13 protein-coding genes and 1 pseudogene are annotated in these 17,545 nt (G+C 64.7%); 5 read left to right on the top strand and 9 right to left on the bottom strand.

The annotated features are described in order from the left end of the window. Nucleotides 1-68: 68 nt before the first annotated feature. Genes AYK61_RS15795 through AYK61_RS15780 form a run of 4 tightly spaced genes read right to left on the bottom strand, consistent with a single transcriptional unit; the run spans nt 69 to nt 5,096 of the window. The gene (locus AYK61_RS15795; RefSeq protein WP_259468085.1) at nt 69-2,408 is read right to left on the bottom strand and encodes a xanthine dehydrogenase family protein molybdopterin-binding subunit; all 2,340 of its coding nucleotides are present in this window, start codon (nt 2,406-2,408) and stop codon (nt 69-71) included. Then, complete coding sequence (locus AYK61_RS15790) at nt 2,405-3,757, bottom strand: 8-oxoguanine deaminase (RefSeq protein WP_183130302.1); 1,353 nt, start codon at nt 3,755-3,757, stop codon at nt 2,405-2,407. The genes AYK61_RS15795 and AYK61_RS15790 overlap by 4 nt, the downstream gene beginning before the upstream one ends. Further along, a complete protein-coding gene (locus tag AYK61_RS15785; RefSeq protein ID WP_121871487.1) occupies nt 3,754-4,227 on the bottom strand; it encodes a (2Fe-2S)-binding protein in 474 nt (157 codons plus the stop codon). Before AYK61_RS15785 ends, AYK61_RS15790 begins: the two co-directional genes overlap by 4 nt. 2 nt (nt 4,228-4,229) lie before the next feature. Continuing rightward, nucleotides 4,230-5,096, bottom strand: coding sequence for a xanthine dehydrogenase family protein subunit M (locus AYK61_RS15780; protein ID WP_121871486.1), 867 nt, complete (start codon nt 5,094-5,096; stop codon nt 4,230-4,232). A 148-nt stretch (nt 5,097-5,244) separates the two neighbouring features. On the opposite strand from AYK61_RS15780, the gene AYK61_RS15775 reads away from it, so the two are divergent. Together AYK61_RS15775 and AYK61_RS15770 are read left to right on the top strand one after the other, a co-directional pair. Continuing rightward, nucleotides 5,245-6,750, top strand: coding sequence for a PucR family transcriptional regulator (locus AYK61_RS15775; protein WP_259468084.1), 1,506 nt, complete (start codon nt 5,245-5,247; stop codon nt 6,748-6,750). Between the two features lie 13 nt (nt 6,751-6,763). After that, the gene (locus AYK61_RS15770) at nt 6,764-7,060 is read left to right on the top strand and encodes a putative quinol monooxygenase (RefSeq protein WP_121871485.1); all 297 of its coding nucleotides are present in this window, start codon (nt 6,764-6,766) and stop codon (nt 7,058-7,060) included. 12 nt (nt 7,061-7,072) lie between these two features. Here the strand turns inward: AYK61_RS15770 and AYK61_RS15765 are convergent, their stop codons facing one another. The 3 genes from AYK61_RS15765 to AYK61_RS15755 form a co-directional block, all read right to left on the bottom strand. Then, entirely contained in the window at nt 7,073-7,717 is a 645-nt protein-coding gene (locus AYK61_RS15765) for a GntR family transcriptional regulator (protein ID WP_121872791.1), read from the bottom strand. Nucleotides 7,718-7,788: 71 nt separating this feature from the next. Further along, complete coding sequence (locus AYK61_RS15760) at nt 7,789-8,661, bottom strand: ABC transporter permease (RefSeq protein ID WP_121871484.1); 873 nt, start codon at nt 8,659-8,661, stop codon at nt 7,789-7,791. Beyond that, nucleotides 8,661-9,440 (bottom strand): ABC transporter ATP-binding protein, encoded by a 780-nt coding sequence (locus AYK61_RS15755; protein WP_121871483.1) that lies wholly within the window; start codon nt 9,438-9,440, stop codon nt 8,661-8,663. The genes AYK61_RS15760 and AYK61_RS15755 overlap by 1 nt, the downstream gene beginning before the upstream one ends. Nucleotides 9,441-9,728: 288 nt before the next feature. Here AYK61_RS15755 and AYK61_RS15750 point away from each other — a divergent pair, with 288 nt between their 5' ends. The 3 genes and pseudogenes from AYK61_RS15750 (at nt 9,729) to AYK61_RS15740 (ending at nt 13,293) form a co-directional block, all read left to right on the top strand. Beyond that, entirely contained in the window at nt 9,729-10,895 is a 1,167-nt protein-coding gene (locus AYK61_RS15750; protein ID WP_121871482.1) for an ABC transporter substrate-binding protein, read from the top strand. Between the two features lie 78 nt (nt 10,896-10,973). Next, on the top strand, nt 10,974-11,957 hold the full coding sequence (locus tag AYK61_RS15745; protein WP_121871481.1) for an isopenicillin N synthase family oxygenase: 984 nt from the start codon (nt 10,974-10,976) through the stop codon (nt 11,955-11,957). Nucleotides 11,958-11,986: 29 nt separating this feature from the next. Next, nucleotides 11,987-13,293, top strand: a pseudogene (locus tag AYK61_RS15740) (amidohydrolase family protein). Between the two features lie 28 nt (nt 13,294-13,321). Here the strand turns inward: AYK61_RS15740 and AYK61_RS15735 are convergent. After that, nucleotides 13,322-15,142 (bottom strand): bifunctional diguanylate cyclase/phosphodiesterase, encoded by a 1,821-nt coding sequence (locus tag AYK61_RS15735; RefSeq protein WP_259468083.1) that lies wholly within the window; start codon nt 15,140-15,142, stop codon nt 13,322-13,324. Between the two features lie 28 nt (nt 15,143-15,170). Then, nucleotides 15,171-17,540 (bottom strand): lysylphosphatidylglycerol synthase transmembrane domain-containing protein, encoded by a 2,370-nt coding sequence (locus tag AYK61_RS15730; protein ID WP_121871480.1) that lies wholly within the window; start codon nt 17,538-17,540, stop codon nt 15,171-15,173. Nucleotides 17,541-17,545: the final 5 nt, after the last annotated feature.

The raw sequence follows: 17,545 nt of genomic DNA, 5'->3' as shown, positions 1-17,545 counted from the left end.
TGCCGGGGGAGTTGGCGTCGGTGCGGTTGTGCAGGAGAAGGTTTCGTCGAATGGGGTTGGAACTCGGATCAGCTGTTGATGATGTGTTCGGGTCGAACGGGCACGCGGGTCAACGCGAGCCCGGTGGCATTTCGGATGGCTGCGACCACGGCGGGTGTCGACGAGAGGGTGGGTGGCTCGCCCGCACCGCGAAGACCGTACGGTGCCAGGGGATCCGGGTTCTCGAGGATGTCCAGCTTCATGGGCGGCATGTCGAGAATCGTCGGAATCAGGTAGTCGGTGAACGACGGGTTCTTCACCAGACCGTCCACGACGACTATTTCCTCCATCACCGCGAGACCGAGGCCCTGCGCTGTGCCGCCGTGGATCTGGCCTTCGAGTGAAAGCCGGTTGAGGATCTTGCCGACGTCCTGCACGGCCGCCATCTCGACGACCTTGACCAGACCGAGTTCGACGTCGACGTCGACCACGGCGCGGTGGACACACAGTGCGAGCTGAGTGTGGCTCGCTCCTTGCCCGGTGACCGGATCCATTCCGCTGGTGGGGCGATGGTGGAATTCACGCGTCTGCTCGATGACCCGTTCGCCGAGCACATCCTCGATCGTCGCCAGCGCACCGTCGGTGGCCGAGACGATCTTGCCGCCGTCGAGGCTCAGGTCGGCCACCGCGCGGCCCAGGTACAGGCCGGCGAGGACGAACACCGCCTCACGGACGGCCTCGCATGCTGTCTTGACTGCGCCGCCGGTCATGTACGACTGGCGCGACGCGGACGAGGAGCCGGCATTGCCGACCTTGGTGTCGGCGGGATGGATGACGACCTTGGTGACGCCCAGCTCGGTGCGCGCGATCTGCGCCTCCAGCGTCACCAGACCCTGTCCGACCTCGGCAGCGGCCGTGTGTACCAATGCTGTTGCCTCGCCGCCGATCACCTCCAGCCGAACACGCGCGGTGGAGTAGTCGTCGTAGTTCTCGGAGAAGCAGATGTTCTTGATGCCGACTCCGTAGCCGATCCCGCGTACGACGCCTTCGCCGTGGGTGGTCTGCGACGCCCCGCCCGGCAGATTACGGATGTCCGACGCGTCCACGGGGGCAGGCAGTTCCATCGCCTCGGCTCGGGCGAGCATCTCGGCCAGTGGGGCAGGTGCTTCGATCACCTGGCCGGTCGCGAGGATCGAACCTTGGCTGACGGCGTTGATCTGCCGAATGGCGACGGGACCGATTCCGCAGGCCTCGGCGAGCTTGTCCATCATCGACTCGTACGCGAAACATGCTTGCACCGCGCCGAATCCACGCATTGCCCCGCACGGCGGGTTGTTGGTGTACACCCCGTACGCGTCGATCTCGATGTTGGGAATGACGTAGGGACCGACGCCCAGTGAGGCGGCGTTGCCCACGACGTTGAGGGTGGCCGAGGTGTACGCCCCACCGTCGAGGATGATCTCGACATCGGCGAACACGAGTTTGCCGTCGCGGGTCGCGCCGTACTCGTAGTGCATCTGCGCGGGGTGGCGGTGCACGTGTCCGAAGAACGACTCGTAGCGGTTGTAGACGATCTTGACGGGCTTGCCGGTGTGCATGGCCAGCATCGCCGCGTGGATCTGCATCGAGAGGTCCTCGCGGCCACCGAATGCTCCACCGACGCCGGCGAGCGTCATCCTGATCTTCTCCTCGGGCAGTCCGAGGCACGGCCCGATCTGCGCGAGGTCGTTGTGCATCCACTGGGTCGCGACGTAGAGGTCGACGCCGCCGTCCTCGGCCGGAACAGCCAGTCCCGATTCGGGTCCCAGGAATGCCTGATCCTGAATCCCGACGGCGAAGTCGCTGCTGACGATCACGTCCGCGGTCGCCCTGGCGGCGGCGACGTTGCCGACGCGCACCGGCTGATGGCGCGCCACCCCGCCGCGTTCCTGCACCTTCGGGTAGTCCGGGTCGAGTGCGGCGCGTCGGGCATCGGTCAGGGGCTCGAGAACGTCGTAGATCACGACGATCTTTTCCATTGCGCGCCGGGCTGTTTCGGGATGATCGGCCGCGATCAACGCGATCGGTTCGCCCTCGTGCCGCACCTCGTCGAAGGCCAGCACCGGCTGATCCCACGTGTGGTCGAGCCCGAAGCATTTGCGCCCCGGCACGTCGTCATGGGTGAGTACTGCCTCGACGCCGGGTGTCGCGAGTGCTTGTGAGATGTCGACCGAGACGATCTTCGCCCGCGGATGCGGACTGCGGAGCGTTGCGCCCCAGAGCATGCCGTCGATGAACAGGTCCGACGAATACGCGAACTCGCCCTTGACCTTCAGTGTGCCGTCGGGTCGCAGGGGGCTGTCGCCGACGCGGCCGCGTCCCGGTGCGGGGATGTCGGCGGGAGCCCGGGTGGGGGCCGCGGTGGTTGGAACAGTGGTCGGGGCGCTCACAGCACGTCCTCCGCGAGTTTCATCAGGCGACGGTGTGCATCCGCACCGGCACGGCCTATTTCGTCCTGCGGTGCGCTGACGAGGATGTCGTTCTCGACGATCGTTCGACCGCCCACAATCAACCGCGCGAGCGGTGGTGTCTGCCCGTACGCGAACGCAACGACGGGGTCGTCCACGGCCGAGTAGAAACCGTCGGTGCGCCAGATCGCGATGTCGGCGAGCTTGCCGACTTCGAGCGAACCGATCTCGCTCTGACGGCCCAGTACCGTTGCACCGCCGAGTGTTCCGATCTCGAGTGCCTGACGCGCCGTCAGTGCTGTTGGTCCGTACTTTGCTCGCTGCATGTACATCGCCTGACGGACTTCGCCGGCCAGCGGGACCATTTCGGCCGAGGCCGAACCGTCGACTCCGAGGCCGACGGGCGCGCCGGCGGCGAGCAGGTCCGAGATCCGGGCGATACCCGCGCCGAGTCGTGCGTTCGAGCTCGGGCAATGGGCGGTACCGGTACCGGTGGCCGCCATCTTCGCGATATCGGAATCGTGCAGGTGTACCGCGTGGGCGAACCACACGTCGTCGCCCAGCCAGCCGACCTGCTCCATGTATTCGACCGGGGTGCAGTTCATCTGAGCGAGGCAGTGCTCTTCCTCGTCGAGGGTCTCGGCCAGATGCGTATGCAGCCGAGCACCTTTGGCGCGAGCAAGCCCTGCGGACTCCACGAGCAGCTCTTTACTGATGGAGAAAGGTGAACACGGTGCGACCGCGATGCGGAGCATCGAACCGAAGGAAGCGTCGTGATAGGTGTCGATCGCCTCGGCCGTCGCGGTGAGGATGTCGTCGAGCGATTCGACCACCTCGTCCGGCGGCAATCCACCGTCGGACACACCTCGGTCCATCGAGCCGCGGCACGGCTGAAATCGGACGCCGATGCGTTGTGCGGCATCGATCTCGGCGGCGAACAGGTCGCCTCGGCCCTTGGGGAAGATGTAGTGGTGATCGGTACTCGTGGTGCATCCCGATTTCGCGAGCCAACCGAGACCGGCCGCGGCGGCTCCCCCGACCACCTCGGCGTCCATCTTGGACCACGGCTTGTAGAGTGCGACAAGCCATTCGAAGAGTGTGTTGTCCTTGGCCAGGCCCTGCGACGCCCACTGGTAGAGATGATGGTGGGTGTTGACCAGGCCGGGGGTGACGAGGCAGCCGGACGCGTCGATCGTCTCGGCCCCGGCGATCACCGGTGCCGGGCCCGAACCGATGGCGCTGATCGTGGTGCCCTCGACAACGAGGTATCCGGAGGGGATTTCGTCCCCGACGATGGGAGCGATGTAGGCACCCGAGATCACCGTGGTCATTTGGCTTCGGCCTTTCGAGTTGCTGCGAGCCGAACTGCATCGAGGATCTTCTCGTATCCGGTGCAGCGACAGAGGTTTCCGGCGAGAGATTCACGGATCTCGGCATCGGATGGATCGGGAACGCGTTCGATCAGATCGTGGGCTTGAACCACGAGTCCCGGCGTACAGAAGCCGCATTGGACGGCTCCGCACTCGACGAACGCTTCTTGCATCGGGTCCAGCTTGTCGCCGTCGGCGAGGCCCTCGACGGTACGAATCTCTCGGCCCTCGACCTGTCCGGCTGCCACCAGGCAGGCGCACGCCGGTATGCCGTCGAGATAGACGGTGCACGAGCCGCATTCGCCCTGTTCACACGCGTTCTTGGATCCGGGTAGTCCCATGCGATCGCGCAACAGGTACAGCAGACTCTCGCCCTCCCAGACGTCGTCGGCTTCCATGTCTTTTCCGTTGATGGTGCAGTTGACTCGCATGTTCAGGCCACCTTCCGTGCGGCTGTGAGGTCCCGCCATGCCCAACCCAGTGTTCGCCGGGCCATCACGGACAGGGCGTGCTTGCGGTAATCGGCAGTGCCACGTACGTCGTCGATGGGACTTGCTGCTGCACTGACCAATCGGCCGAACTCCTCCGACACCCGAGGATCGAGGGCACCGTCCCACTCGAGTTCGGCCGCGAGGTAGTTCTCGGCATCGTAAGCCCGGCGCGGCGTCGGCGCAGCGGAGCCGAGACCGGTACCGACGCGACCCTCCTGCGGAAACAGTGCGATCGAGAACGAGCAGACGGCGATGACCATGGCGTTGCGGGTGCCGATCTTCGAGAAGTACTGCGGTCCTGCCGCCGGTGCCACGTGGAAGGCGCGGATGAGTTCGTCGGGCCGGCAGGAATTGCGTTTGACGCCGAGGTAGAACTCGGTCGCGGGAATCATGCGAACACCGCCCTCGGCCGATTCGACCTCCACGGTCGCGCCCGCCGCAAGCAGGGGCGCGTGCAGATCGCCTGCGGGTGACGCGCCGCCGAGGTTGCCGCCGACGGTGCCGCGATTGCGGATCTGCGGTGAGCCGACCGTGCGGGACGCCTGGGCGATGCCGGGAAGCGTGTCTCCGAGCTCGGCGATGATGCGGACGTAGGGCACGCCCGCCCCCACCCGCAGCGTGCCGTCGGGGAGTTGTTCCCATTCGGTCAATTCGGTGATCGGGTTCAGATCCAGCAATGCGCCCGGCCGGTGCAGGTCGAAGTTCATCTCGACCATGACGTCGGTGCCACCCTGGATGGGCACCACGTCGACATCGTCGGCCTTCGCGGCCAACGCGTCGCCCCAGGTCTGTGGTCGTAGAAATTCCATCGTGCTGCTCTCCGCTCACGTGTCTTTCGGTCGTGTTCACCCAGTACAGCCGCCGGGCGCACCGCGAACGAGAGACAGGAACGACGAAGTATGACGGCGATCACAGTGTAGGTTTTGGAGGATCCTACGAAGAGGAGGTCGATTCACCGTGCGGCTGCGTGATCTGACCGATCTCCCCGACCTGAAGCTGCAGCCGATCGTCACTCCCGAGCACTTCGATCCGACCATCAGATGGGTCGTGACCACCGACATGCTCGATCCGAGCCGCTACCTCAGTGGCGGAGAGCTGGTCCTGACCGGCCTGATGTGGCGGACGGGCCCGGAGGACTCGAGGACGTTCGTACGGGCGGTGTCCAAGGCCGGCATCGCAGCGCTGGCGGCATCCGACGACGGCGTGGTGCCCGACGATCTGGTGGACGCCTGCCTCGAGCACGGGCTGCCGCTCTTTCGGGTACCCGCCGACATCGCTTTCGCCACGGTGACCGAGAGCGTCGTCCGGCAACTGTCGACGGCGCGAGCCTCGGACCTGAGTCTCGTGCTCGACCGGCATCGACGCCTCGTGGCGAGCGCCGGCCCGGGTGGTGGACTGGGTCCGCTGCTGGAGATGGTGAGCTCCGATCTGGGCATGAACTGCTGGGTCGTCACGTCTTCGGGACGGGTACTCGCTGGATCTGACAATCCACCGGACACCGCAGCCGTGGCTCAGGAATTCATGACGGCGGTGCGGTTGCCGCGGTACTGCCGAGAGCAGCGAGTCTCGGTGTTCGCCGTCGATGGAGAGTCCGCGCCGCGGGTCGTGGATTGGTTCGTGGCATTCGAGAGCGATTGGCAGGCATGGGATGCCCCGAGGCTGTCCCTGGCCGGGCAGCTGGCGTCGATCGTGGCCGTGGAGCGCAGTCGTGTCGACGATCGCCTGTCCGGGTCGGGAATTCTGGCGCAGGAATTCGTGCGCACGATCGTCGGTGGTGCGACGGCCGCCGACATTCTCGCCCAGATGCACGTCATCGGACTCGATATCGAAACACGGTACGCTGCAGTGGCTGTGGCCACATCCGGCGAGACGTTGCGGCTCGGTGAGCTACGCCCACTGCTGCGAGAAGTGCTGGCACCGTTGGAGATCACGGTCGGGATCGTCGACGACGAGGCCATCGCGTTGGTGGAGGCGCGAACCGACCGAACCGATTCCGTTCGGCGAGCGGTCCACACACTGGCACCGGGACTGATCGGTAGCGGTACCTCGATCGGTGTCAGCGCTCCGACCGCGCCCGCCGACATCCGAAGCGCGATCGAGGAAGCGCGCTACGCCCGCCGGCTCGCCGAGCGCCGTGGCTCGGACTGCAGCGTCGTCGGGCACGATGAATTGGCCACGCTGACAATACTTCTCGCCAACGTTCCCGATGACGTGCGACGCATGTTCACCTCTCGGCTGCTGACTCCCCTCGTGGACTACGACGATCTGCACAACAGTGATCTCGTCGAGACACTGTCGGTGTACCTCGACACCAACGGTGCCTGGACGCGTTGTGCCGAACAACTGCACATGCACGTCAATTCCGTCCGATACCGCATCCAGCGCATCGAGGAACTCACCGGCCGCGATCTGTCGCGACTCGAGGACAGAATCGAGTTCTACTTGGCACTTCGGCTCAGATGACTAGTGTGAAGCCATGGCTCTCATCGCTCTGTTGGATCTGACGTTCAAGCCCGAGTCCGTCGCCGATGCCCGTGCGTTGTTGCGGACGGTGCTCGCCGATACCCGCGCATTCGAGGGTTGCCTCGGTGTCGAGGTGTGGGTCGACGAGGAGAACGAGGCACACATGATTGCCTACGAGACGTGGGAATCGGCCGAGGCCGATGCGAAGTACCGTGAGTTCCGCGCCGGACCCGGCAAGATCGCCGAGTTGCCGCCGCTGCTCGCCGCACCGCCGACACTGACGAAGTTCACGACCGACTCGTCGTTCTGATCGGTCGTTGACTCAGGTTCGCGTGATGCGCACGAGCAACCCCGCGACGTGCGCCGAGGCCGCGATCCGGGCGGCTTCGGCGTCGCCGGTCTCGATGGCGTCCACGATGCGTTCGTGCTCGGACACCGCGAGCCGCCGAGCGGTCTCGCCCGACCACATGTCGGTGCGATACAGGTGCGCCTGACTGTCGAGTCGTAACAGTGCGTCACTGAGCGGACGGTTGTCGGCCACATCGCGAATGCGCGTGTGGAAGCGGAGGTCCAGCAGTGCATCGCGCTGTGCGTCTGCAGGCCGGTCGAGCAGCGCGTGTTGCTCCGCGACCATGCCCCTGAGCTCGTCGATGACGTCGTTCGTCGCGTTCAGCGTTGCTCGATGTGCTGCCAGTCCGTCGAGAAGTTCTCGGACCTCGAACACGGATCGAATGGTGTTGGCATCGAGCGAATCCACCTTGGCACCGGCGTTGCGGGTGTGTACGGCGATACCCTCGTAGATCAACTGCTGCACCGCCTCCCGCACCGGTGTGCGGCTGACGTTCAACTTGGCGGCCAACGCCGGGACGCTCAGCGGGGTGCCGGGAGGCAACTCCCCGGAAAAGATCTGCTCTCGCAGAGTTGCATGAACCGACTCGGTGAGAAGTTCCCGTTCGGAAGTGGTCATGGATTCCATCCGTTACGTGCGTCGTATCGTGCCGATGGACATTCTCGCCTACACCGCCTGCGATACCCGAATCACGAGTCCGAACCCGATGCGTGCCACCTGCCGACGAGAGCGCGAGAGAGGATTCCGAACAACGAGAAGACTGCGATTCCGAACGCCGAAGCGATGGCGATCGCCGCGATGAGGTCCTCGGACTGCAGCCGGCTGCGATAGACGTCGAGCAGGGTCCCGATGCCCGGTTCCCCCTTTGCGAAGAACATGTCACCGATGATCGCGCCGACGACCACCAGTCCCGCGGCGGTGCGGATGCCGGTCAGGATCGAGGGAAGTGCCGCGCGCAGTTCGAGTTTGGTCAAGCGCTCCCACCGGTTCGCTCGGCCGAGGGTGAACAGTTCGTGCAGCCCGCGATCGACCGAGCGCAATCCGAAGTGCGTGTTGGTGATGATCGGGAACGCCGCGATCATCACGCAGACGATGGTACGGGCGACCATGCCGTAGCCGAACCACAGCCCGATCAACGGCACGATCGCGAGAATAGGAATGACCTGCAGCGCAACGGCATACGGGTACACCGCACGCTCGATCCAGCGTGCCTGATTCATCAGGACACCGACGGTCACACCGAACAGGACGGCGATGACGAACCCGATGGCGGTCACCCGAGCCGTGACGGCGAGGGCCTCGAGCATCGGAATCAGGTGTGCAGAGTCGAGGAGTGAGAGCGTCAGGACGCGGTGGGGCGCCGGGAGCAGGAAACGTCTCTGCGGCTCGAGGACGAGGTATGTCACGGCGTACCAGGCCAGCAGTGCCACCGCGAAGGACGCCAGGGGTACACCGATCACGCTCAACGGGGTCTTCGGCCTTCTCGCCGGGATTGCGCCGCGATCCCCGACCGCTCCGGCTGCACGAATACGGGGCACGAGGACCGCCAGCGTCTGCGTCATCACGCAACTCCCCGCAGTCTCGCGGAGATCTGTGCGACGTACTCGGTGAAGGCCCGGTCGAATCGCAGGCTCTCGGTGCGGGGCCTGTCGAACTCGATGTCCACCACCGAGTGAATTCTGCCGGGTCGGGGCGTCATGACGACGACGCGATCGGCGAGAAAGACGGCCTCGGACACCGAGTGTGTGATGAACATTGCGGTGAACTTCTTCTCGTTGTAGAGTCGGTGCAGAAGAGCTTGCATGTCGTATCGCGTCATCTCGTCGAGGGCACCGAACGGCTCGTCCAGCAGCAGAACCTCGGGCAGCGACGTGAGCGCCCTGGCCAGCGACACCCGCATCTTCATGCCTCCGGACAGCGCACTCGGCAGTTGGTCGGCGAAGCCGGTCAACCCCACCGCGTCGATGGCCGCGATTGCACGTTCGCGACGAGCGTTCTTGGCGACGCCTCCGAGCTCTGCCGAGAGTTCGATGTTCCCCTCGACGTTGCGCCACGGCAACAACGTCGGTTCCTGGAAGATGAACCCTACGGAATGCGTTGCGACACAGACGCTGCCACTCGTGCACCGCTCCAGGCCGGCGGCCATGCGCAACAGAGTGGACTTTCCGCAGCCCGACGGACCGACCACGGCAACGAACTCGCCTCTGCGGACATCGAGGTCGATACCGTCGAGTGCTGTCGTGCCGGTCGGGAATCGTTTGACCGCCTTGTCGAAGGTGATCTGTGAGTTCTTCATCAGTGATGTCGCGTCGACATCGAACACGGTATCGATCAGATCCATCTGAATCTCCAGGCGTCGATTGCATGTAATTAAGTACTTGAAAGGATGTATTGCATGCATTACGTACGCGTTTCTCTTCGTAAACTCTAGGTGACCTGTGGTCGGTCGATCGGCTCTGAACAGCAGTTCAGTCACTCTTCCGGGCTCGGAACGGCGCGCAGGGCTACTTTCCTCTTTACATGTAATCACCGCTCGCGCACACTGTGTTCAGCCGCTCGTCGCCTCCTCGGCCGAATGCCGTTTTCCCACAACGTGTCTCACACCTCCACCAGAAGAGAGTTACTCGCTATGGTCACCAAGAAGACTCGGGCCGCCGCTGCGGCGGTTGCAGTTGCCGTGTCGGTCTGCGTCAGCGCGTGCAGCGCCGACGACGCCGAATCGGCCAGTTCGGAACCCCTGGAAGCCGTTGCGGCGCAGGATAGTCTGGCCGAACTGTGTCCGTCGACGCTCACTGTTCAGCTCCAGTGGCAGCCGCAGTCCGACATGGGCGCGCTGTTTCGCATGCTCGGTCCCGGCTACTCCGTGAACACCGACGAGAAGTCCGTCACCGGCCCACTGGTGACAGGCGGCAAGGACACCGGCATCGACCTCTCGCTCCGAGCGGGTGGGCCGGCCATCGGGTTCCAGTCGGTGACATCACAGATGTACGTGGACGATTCGATCGATCTTGGCATCGTGCACGGTGACCAGGTGATCGCCGCTGCGGCAGATCAACCGGTCGTCGGAGTGACGCCACTGTTGAAGTACAGCCCCGCGATCCTGATGTGGGATCCGGAAAGCCACCCGGACTGGACGTCGATCGCCGACATCGGACGATCCGACGCCACCGTCGTGGTCTCCAAAGAGCAGATATTTCCGCAGTGGCTCGTGCAGAAGGGGCTGCTGAAGTCCTCGCAACTCGACACCGGGTACGACGGAGCTCCGGCCAGATTCGTCGGTGATCCGCAGATCGCCCAGCAGGGCTTCGCCAATTCGGAGCCCTACACCTACGAATCGGATACACCTGCCTGGGACAAGCCGGTCTCGTATCAGCTCGTCAAGGACACCGGGTTCGATATCTACGCATCGAACCTCTCGGTCCGAGCCGACAAGCTCGACGCGATGTCACCCTGCTTGGACAAGCTCGTTCCGTTGGTCCAGCAGGCGACCGCCGACTACATCACCGCGCCTGATGAGACCGACTCCACCATCGTCGATGTCGTCGCGCAGGACACGTCGTTCACTCCGTACACCGACGGCGAAGCCGCGTTCAGCTCGGCGCTGCTGAAGGAGCAAGGACTGATCGCGAACGAAGCCGACGGGTCGGTGGGAACGTACGACGCGGCGCGCACACAGAACAATCTCGCCGAACTCGGGCCCGTCCTCGCCGCCGACGGAGCTCGTCTCCCGGCAGACCTGACTGCCGAGCAACTCTTCACCAACCGTTTCACCGATCCCTCGATCGGCATCTCCTGATCCGGCATTCCCTGATCGGCACTGCCTGATCGGCGCACCACCCACCACGAACACTCACCTGTAGGAGAATGACCACCGATGAACTACCCACTGACCGAACTGGACCGCGAAGCCCGCATGGGCGGCATCGGCACCGAGACGACGACCCGAGAGATCCGTCGAATCGATCTGTCGAACTTCGACTCTCGTCGTGAAGAGATCACCGAACAACTGTGGAGTGCCGCCACCGATATAGGCTTCTTTCAGGTGGTCGAACACGGAATCGACTCGGCGGAGGTTCGACGCGCTTTCGCAGCAGCCGAGAAATTCTTCGCACTGCCGGAGGAGATCAAGGCGCAGTACCCGCTGAAGAAGGGCTACAACTCCGGTTGGGAGTACAAGTCGCAGGTGCGGCCGTCGATCGGAACACCCGATCAGAAGGAGTCGTATCAGGTCACGCGTCCACACATGGACGATCTCTGGCCGACGCAGGACGAGGTGGCCGGTTTCCGCGAGACCATCCTGTCGTTCGAGGCGAAATGCTGGGAACTTGCGATGAAATTGCTCTCGTGTTTCGCCGTCCGGCTTGGGTTCGATCAGGACTTCTTCACCCTGGCCCACGATCCGTCGGCCGACAGCTACCAGAGCACGCTGCGGATGTTGCACTACTTCGCCATCGGCGAGGCAGCCGACACCTGGCGCGCAGGTGCGCACACCGACTTCGATTGCCTCACACTACTGTTCCAGCGCGATGGACAGGGTGGTCTGCAGGTGTGCCCAGGTCGCGAGATGGACGCGCAGGAGTGGACCCCGATCGAACCGTCGGACGACGCGATCACCTGCAACATCGGCGACATGCTGATGCGATGGAGCGACGACCTGTTGCCGTCCAATTTTCACCGCGTCAAGAACCCCGGCCCGGAGGAGTATCAGGGCGCTCGCTACAGCCTCGCGTTCTTTGCTCAGGCCAATCGAGACGCGGTGATCGAGGGTCCGTCCGGCAAGTACGCGCCCATCACTGCGGAGGACTACCTCTACCAACGGATCAACGCCAATTTCACCGGCTCCACCTCTGCAGGGTGACGACGAAGCGATACGAGGGGGCCATACCCATGCACGACACGATCGTTCGTGACGTCACCGTGTACTCCGGCGGATCGTGGCTGCCGCACCGCGATATCGTGGTCGACGCCGGCGTGGTGACGGACATCCGCGACGCGTCGTTGTCGGGTGGCGGCGGTACGGACGGCAGCGGTGCCTACCTCGTTCCCGGGTTCGTCAACACTCACACCCACATGCAGCAGTCGCTGATGCGCGGGATCGCCGAGGGCACTCCCCTGCTCGAGTGGCTTCTCGCCGTCGCGGAGGACTCGGTGGCCATCACCCCCGAGCGGGCGTACACCGCGACGGTCGCAGCGTCACTCGAAGCTTTACGCAGTGGCACAACGACTCTCGTGGAGCATATGTGGCCCCACCCCTCCACCGAGGTGCACGATGCGGTGATCAGGGGGTTGCACGACACGGGAATTCGGGCGGTGCTGGGCCGCGGAACCGCCGACCGCGCCGATCCGACCAGGCGGTGGGGATTCGATCCCCGGTTGATGCAGCCACTGACCGACGTTCTCGACCACCTGGATGATCTGATGAAAGTAACTGCAGCGAAACGTATCTCGCCTGCAGTTGCGGTGCCGAATCCTCGGTCGCTCACCCCGGACGGCATGGCTGCCGTCAGCGAGTTCGTCCGTTGCCGCGACATGACGGTGATGATCCATCTGCTCGAGACGAGCACCGATGATGCGATGTGCCGCGAGCACACTGGCGTCGGCGCGGTGGAATACCTCGACCGACACGGATTTCTCGACGATCGTGTGCTGGCAGTGCACTGCGTCGAATTGGATGCGGAGGGCCGCGCGAAGTTGGCGCAGCGCGGAGTCGGAATTTCGTACAATCCGTTGAGCAACATGCGCTTGGGATCGGGGATCGCGCTGTCCCGGACATGTTGGCTGCGGGATTGCACGTCGGACTCGGGGTGGACGGTGCGGCCAGCAACGACACCCAGGACATGCTCGAAACGATGCGTGTCGGCGCGTACGTGCAGCGGGCCGTGAACAAGAAGGCCGACCTGTTGGGCTTCGACGCGATGATCGACATGGCGTCCGGTGGGGCCAACGCAGCTCTGGGACTACCGCTGAGGGCGGGCGGGGTGGCGGTCGGTGATGTCGCGGATCTGACGATGGTGCGGTTCGAGCGCGATTTCGCATGTCTACCGGTACGCGACCCGGGTGCATCCTTGTTGACGACCGGAACCCGCCAGGTCGTCGACACTGTCTGGGTGGACGGTGAGGTGGTGATTCGAGACGGCCGCAGCACCCGCGTCGACGAGGAAGGGTTGGTCGCGGCGCTGCGCGAGATCCGTTGACCGACCGGCGCGACGCGGCCGGATTCGACTACCTCGTCACCTGCTGGTGGGAGTGTGCGGACGCCGGTTCCGGTCGGCCGGTGAGGAAGCCCTGGACCATCTGGGCTCCGAGTTCGTTCGCCACCTGCAATTCCGCTTCGGTTTCGACGCCTTCCATGATGACGGTGGCGTCGATCTGCCGGGCGAAGTCGATGATCGCGGTCGCGGCTGCTCGCCGCAGGGGATCGTGGTCGATCCCGTGGACCAGCGCATAGTCCACTTTGAGGATGTCCGGCCGCAGTTCGATGACGTGGCGTAGACCGGCGAATCCGGCACCGACGTCGTCGATGGAAATCTGCACTCCCGCAGCACGCAGACTGTCGATGGCGCGGGTGACCGCGAGGTAGTCGTCGACACGCTCGTGCTCGGTGATCTCGAGGTAGAACGTCCGGGACGCCAGGTGCGGGCGTAGTCGATCGAGCAGGTTCGTCGTACGGATGGTGTCGGCGGATGCGTTGAGCGAGACAAATGATCCCGGTGGCAGCGCGCGCATCGCGTCGAGCGCCCGGTCGAGTGCCGCACGTTCGAGGCGGGGACCGATGCCGGCCTCGGTGGCGTCGCGGTACCACGACAGCGGCGATCCGGCACCGAAGGGAAAGCGCGAGAGCGCCTCGAAACCCACGACGGATCCGGTGACGGTGTCGCAGATGGGCTGGAAGAAGATATCGGGGCCGCCGGATGCGATGAGTTCGTCGATCCGGCTCCGCGTCTGCTCGTGCGAGTTCGTTTCGGGAAGACGATCGGACACCGCGTTGCCGGAGGTTCGTGCCTTGAATCGGTACATCTCGATGTCGGCCAGCGCGATCAACCGTCGAACCAGGACGTGAATGCTGGTCTCGGAATCGAGTGCTTCGACCGCAGATCCGAGGCTGGTGGTGAACTGAGGACCGTCGAACGTCTCCTCCAGGGCGGCCCGAATCCTGTTGTCCGACTGAGTGATCTCCTCGCGAGTTCCGGACCTGACAACCACGAACTCGTCGCCGCCCAGTCGTGCGACCGCCGACCGATCGCCCACAGCCTCGGACAGGCGTCGGGCGACTTCGATGAGAACGGCATCGCCCGAGGGGTGCCCGAATCGGTCGTTGATCTGCTTGAAACGGTCGATATCGAGGACCGTGACCCCCACCGCTTGACCGGCCTCGGACGGTGAGACACCCAGGGTGTCCACGGTGTCCAGCAGACCGCGGCGATTCCACAGGCCGGTCAACGGGTCGGTCAGCGCCCGCGCGGCCTTGAGACGTAATTGCCCTATGTACGCCTTGATCATGAAGGGTGCCGCGTAGAGAGAACCGATGGTCACGATGCGGGACGCGGTCGACCACGGGTCGGCACCGGCCGAGACGGCCAGCACACCGAGCGTCAGCAGCGTGATGGTGGCGACGCCGAGGTGAATCAACACCATTCGGTAGGAACTTCCGACGACGATGAAGGCGGCGACGATCGCGAACATCGCGCAACCCGGCATGGCGTCGAAGTGGGTGCGGAACGAGAACAGAACCGACACGATGCCGACATCGGCGTACAGGACGTAGGCGGTCGCCAGCCGCGGGGAAGTCCAAGGACGGATGTACCAGGCGATGGCCACGGGCATCGTGGTGGCCGACGCGACGAGTACCGCGATCGAGGCCGACTCGGAGAACTGTCCCGCCGGGATCATCAGCACACCGGCCAGTCCGAACGTCAGCGTCATTCCGCTGATGAACAGCCGAACCCATCGCTCCTCTGCGGTGGGAATGAACTCTCCCGGATCGGAAATCGCAACGCCCTCCGTCGTATGAGGCTCCCAACCTGCATGAACGCTAGCACTCACGGTGAACACGCACCCTGAATCGGACGAATCAGACCATGTCTCGCTTGGTGAGCCACCGTAGTGTCGGCCACCCGAGAAACACCGGCAACCAGCAGGTCAGGACGCGATAGAGCAAGACCGACGGCACGGCGATGGAGGCGGGCACTCCGAAGGCGGCCAGACCGCCGATGAGTGCGGCCTCCACGGCACCCACACCGCCCGGCGTCGGCGCGGCCGAGGCCAGAGTTCCGCCGATCATCGTCACCACCGTCACGGTGACGAACGTGGTGCCGCCGCCGAAGGCCTCGATGCTCGCCCACAGTGCGAGCGCGGCACCCAACGTCGTGGCCGCGCAGCCGAGGATGATGATCGAGAACCGTTTGGGGTCGCGGGCGAGTTCGCCCAGTTCGCCGAGGACTTCCTTGATCTGCGGACGAACGGCGACCCGCAGCCAGCGTCGTAGCTTGGGTACGAACATGAACGTCCCGACGACGCCGAAAGCGGCACCTGCGATGAGATACAGCACGGTGTTGCCCGGCACCATGTTCGACAGACCGGACGAGGTGCCTGCGACGACGCTGAAGAAGATCAGCAGGCTCACGTGCGTGATCACCTGGACCGATTGTTGCAGCGCCACAGCCGCCGTCGCGCGAACCGTTCCCAACCCACCCTTCTGCAGGAAGCGCACGCTCAGGGCCAGTCCGCCGACGCCGGCGGGTGTCGTCGTCGCCGCGAAGGTGTTGGCGACCTGCATCACCGTCAGATTCCAGAAGCTGACCTTGCCCAACGCGCACGCCCACAACGCGGCTCCGGCACCGACGTACGTCAGCGCGGACACCGCCAGACCGAGCAGAGCCCACCACCAGTTCGCCGAACCGAGTTCGGTGACGAACGCGGGCACCGCACTGATGAACGGGTATGCGACGTAGACCAATCCGATCAACAGCACGAGCGAGATGATCTGGTTGCGGCTGAATCGGGTGACCTGTTCGGCCTCGATCTTGGCGGCACCGGTCTGCTCGAGAACCTCTAGCCGGACTGCCTTCATCGTCTTGTCGGCGTCGCGCACCGATTGGCGAATACGCGGCGGGATGGCGGACTTGGTCAAACGACCCGAGGCCGCAACCACGGTCTCGAAGCCGAGTACGTCGATGGCGGTCGCGACGGCGCGCTGGGAGCCGAACAGGTCTGCGGTGGTGAGCAACAACTGCGCGACGTCGGATTGCATCTGGGAATCAGAGGCACCCAGTTCGGCATGGCCGAAGCCGCAGAAGAGGGCCTTGCCGTCGTGGATCCGGAGTTCGTTTCGGTGCAGGTCACCGTGGGAGATCTGGTTCTCGTGCAGAGTGTGCAGGGCCGACCACAGAGCGCCGAGGGTGGCGTCGTCGTGCTCCGCCTCGATCGGATCACCGATGGGAAGGCTGTGCGCGTACAGGGTCCATCCTCTGTCGAGCGCGGCCACCGCCAGTGGGTGACTTCCCGCCGCACCCAACCCCTTGATGGCAAGGCCCATCAGGGCGCGATGCTCGACGGCCCGGCGCATCGACGCGTGCAATGGCGCAGTTTCGCTGCCACGCAGTGTGATCCACCGCCAGGACTGACGTAGGGCACCGCCGCTGCGCTGATTCTGCCCGTACAACTCGACCACCACATCGGCGTCGAGAGTGTGTGCGTTCAACACCAACGGGCCGGGGCCGGCCGGACGGACGACGGTGAAGCTGCGCACGGTGACACCGCGGCTGTGGAACAGGCGAACCGCCGCGTCGAGCGGAACCTCGAGCGCCGGGGTGCCGACGAGCAACACGATGACGGCCCCGACGAGCCAGCCGACCGCGAGTCCGAGCATCGAGCGAGCCGGGACCACGGTGGAGACGACCAGGTGCATCGGCACGAACGCGAGCAACAGCGTCCACCATGCCCGACGCCATTTCGCGGGTAGGCCTGGGCCGGAGACCGTCAGAGCCGCAGCCAGCATCGCGATCCAGCGCGAATCGTCGAGGAACTGTGCGAGGAACGTGTCGAGTCGCTCGGGTACGTCGAGGTCCCAGGTGGGAGTGGAGATCCCGGTTCCGGTGATCGACAGCGCCAGCGCGGCCAGCAGTGCCGCGGCCGCGTACCCGGCGAGCAGTTTCCATTTGCGGCCCGCGATCAGTCCGATCAGGACGCCGAACGGGAGCGCGAGAATGGCGACGCCGTAGACGATGTAGACGGCGTTGGACTGGTCGGGGCCGAGCACGCCGACGATGTTCGACACCGATTGCTCGAGCGCATCCCACTGATTTCTGGTGATCAGCGAACCGGCGATCACCACGCCCAGCAGTGCCGCGGCCGATACGACTCGAATGATGTCGCTGGTTCTCCGCACCAGCGGCTGAAGCAGGTTTCCCGCTACGGGAATGTCCCGCCCATCCACACGCATGGGGT

The organism is Rhodococcus sp. SBT000017 (assembly GCF_003688915.1).
Classification (GTDB): domain Bacteria; phylum Actinomycetota; class Actinomycetes; order Mycobacteriales; family Mycobacteriaceae; genus Rhodococcoides.
This window is presented reverse-complemented; position numbering and strand designations above follow the sequence as displayed.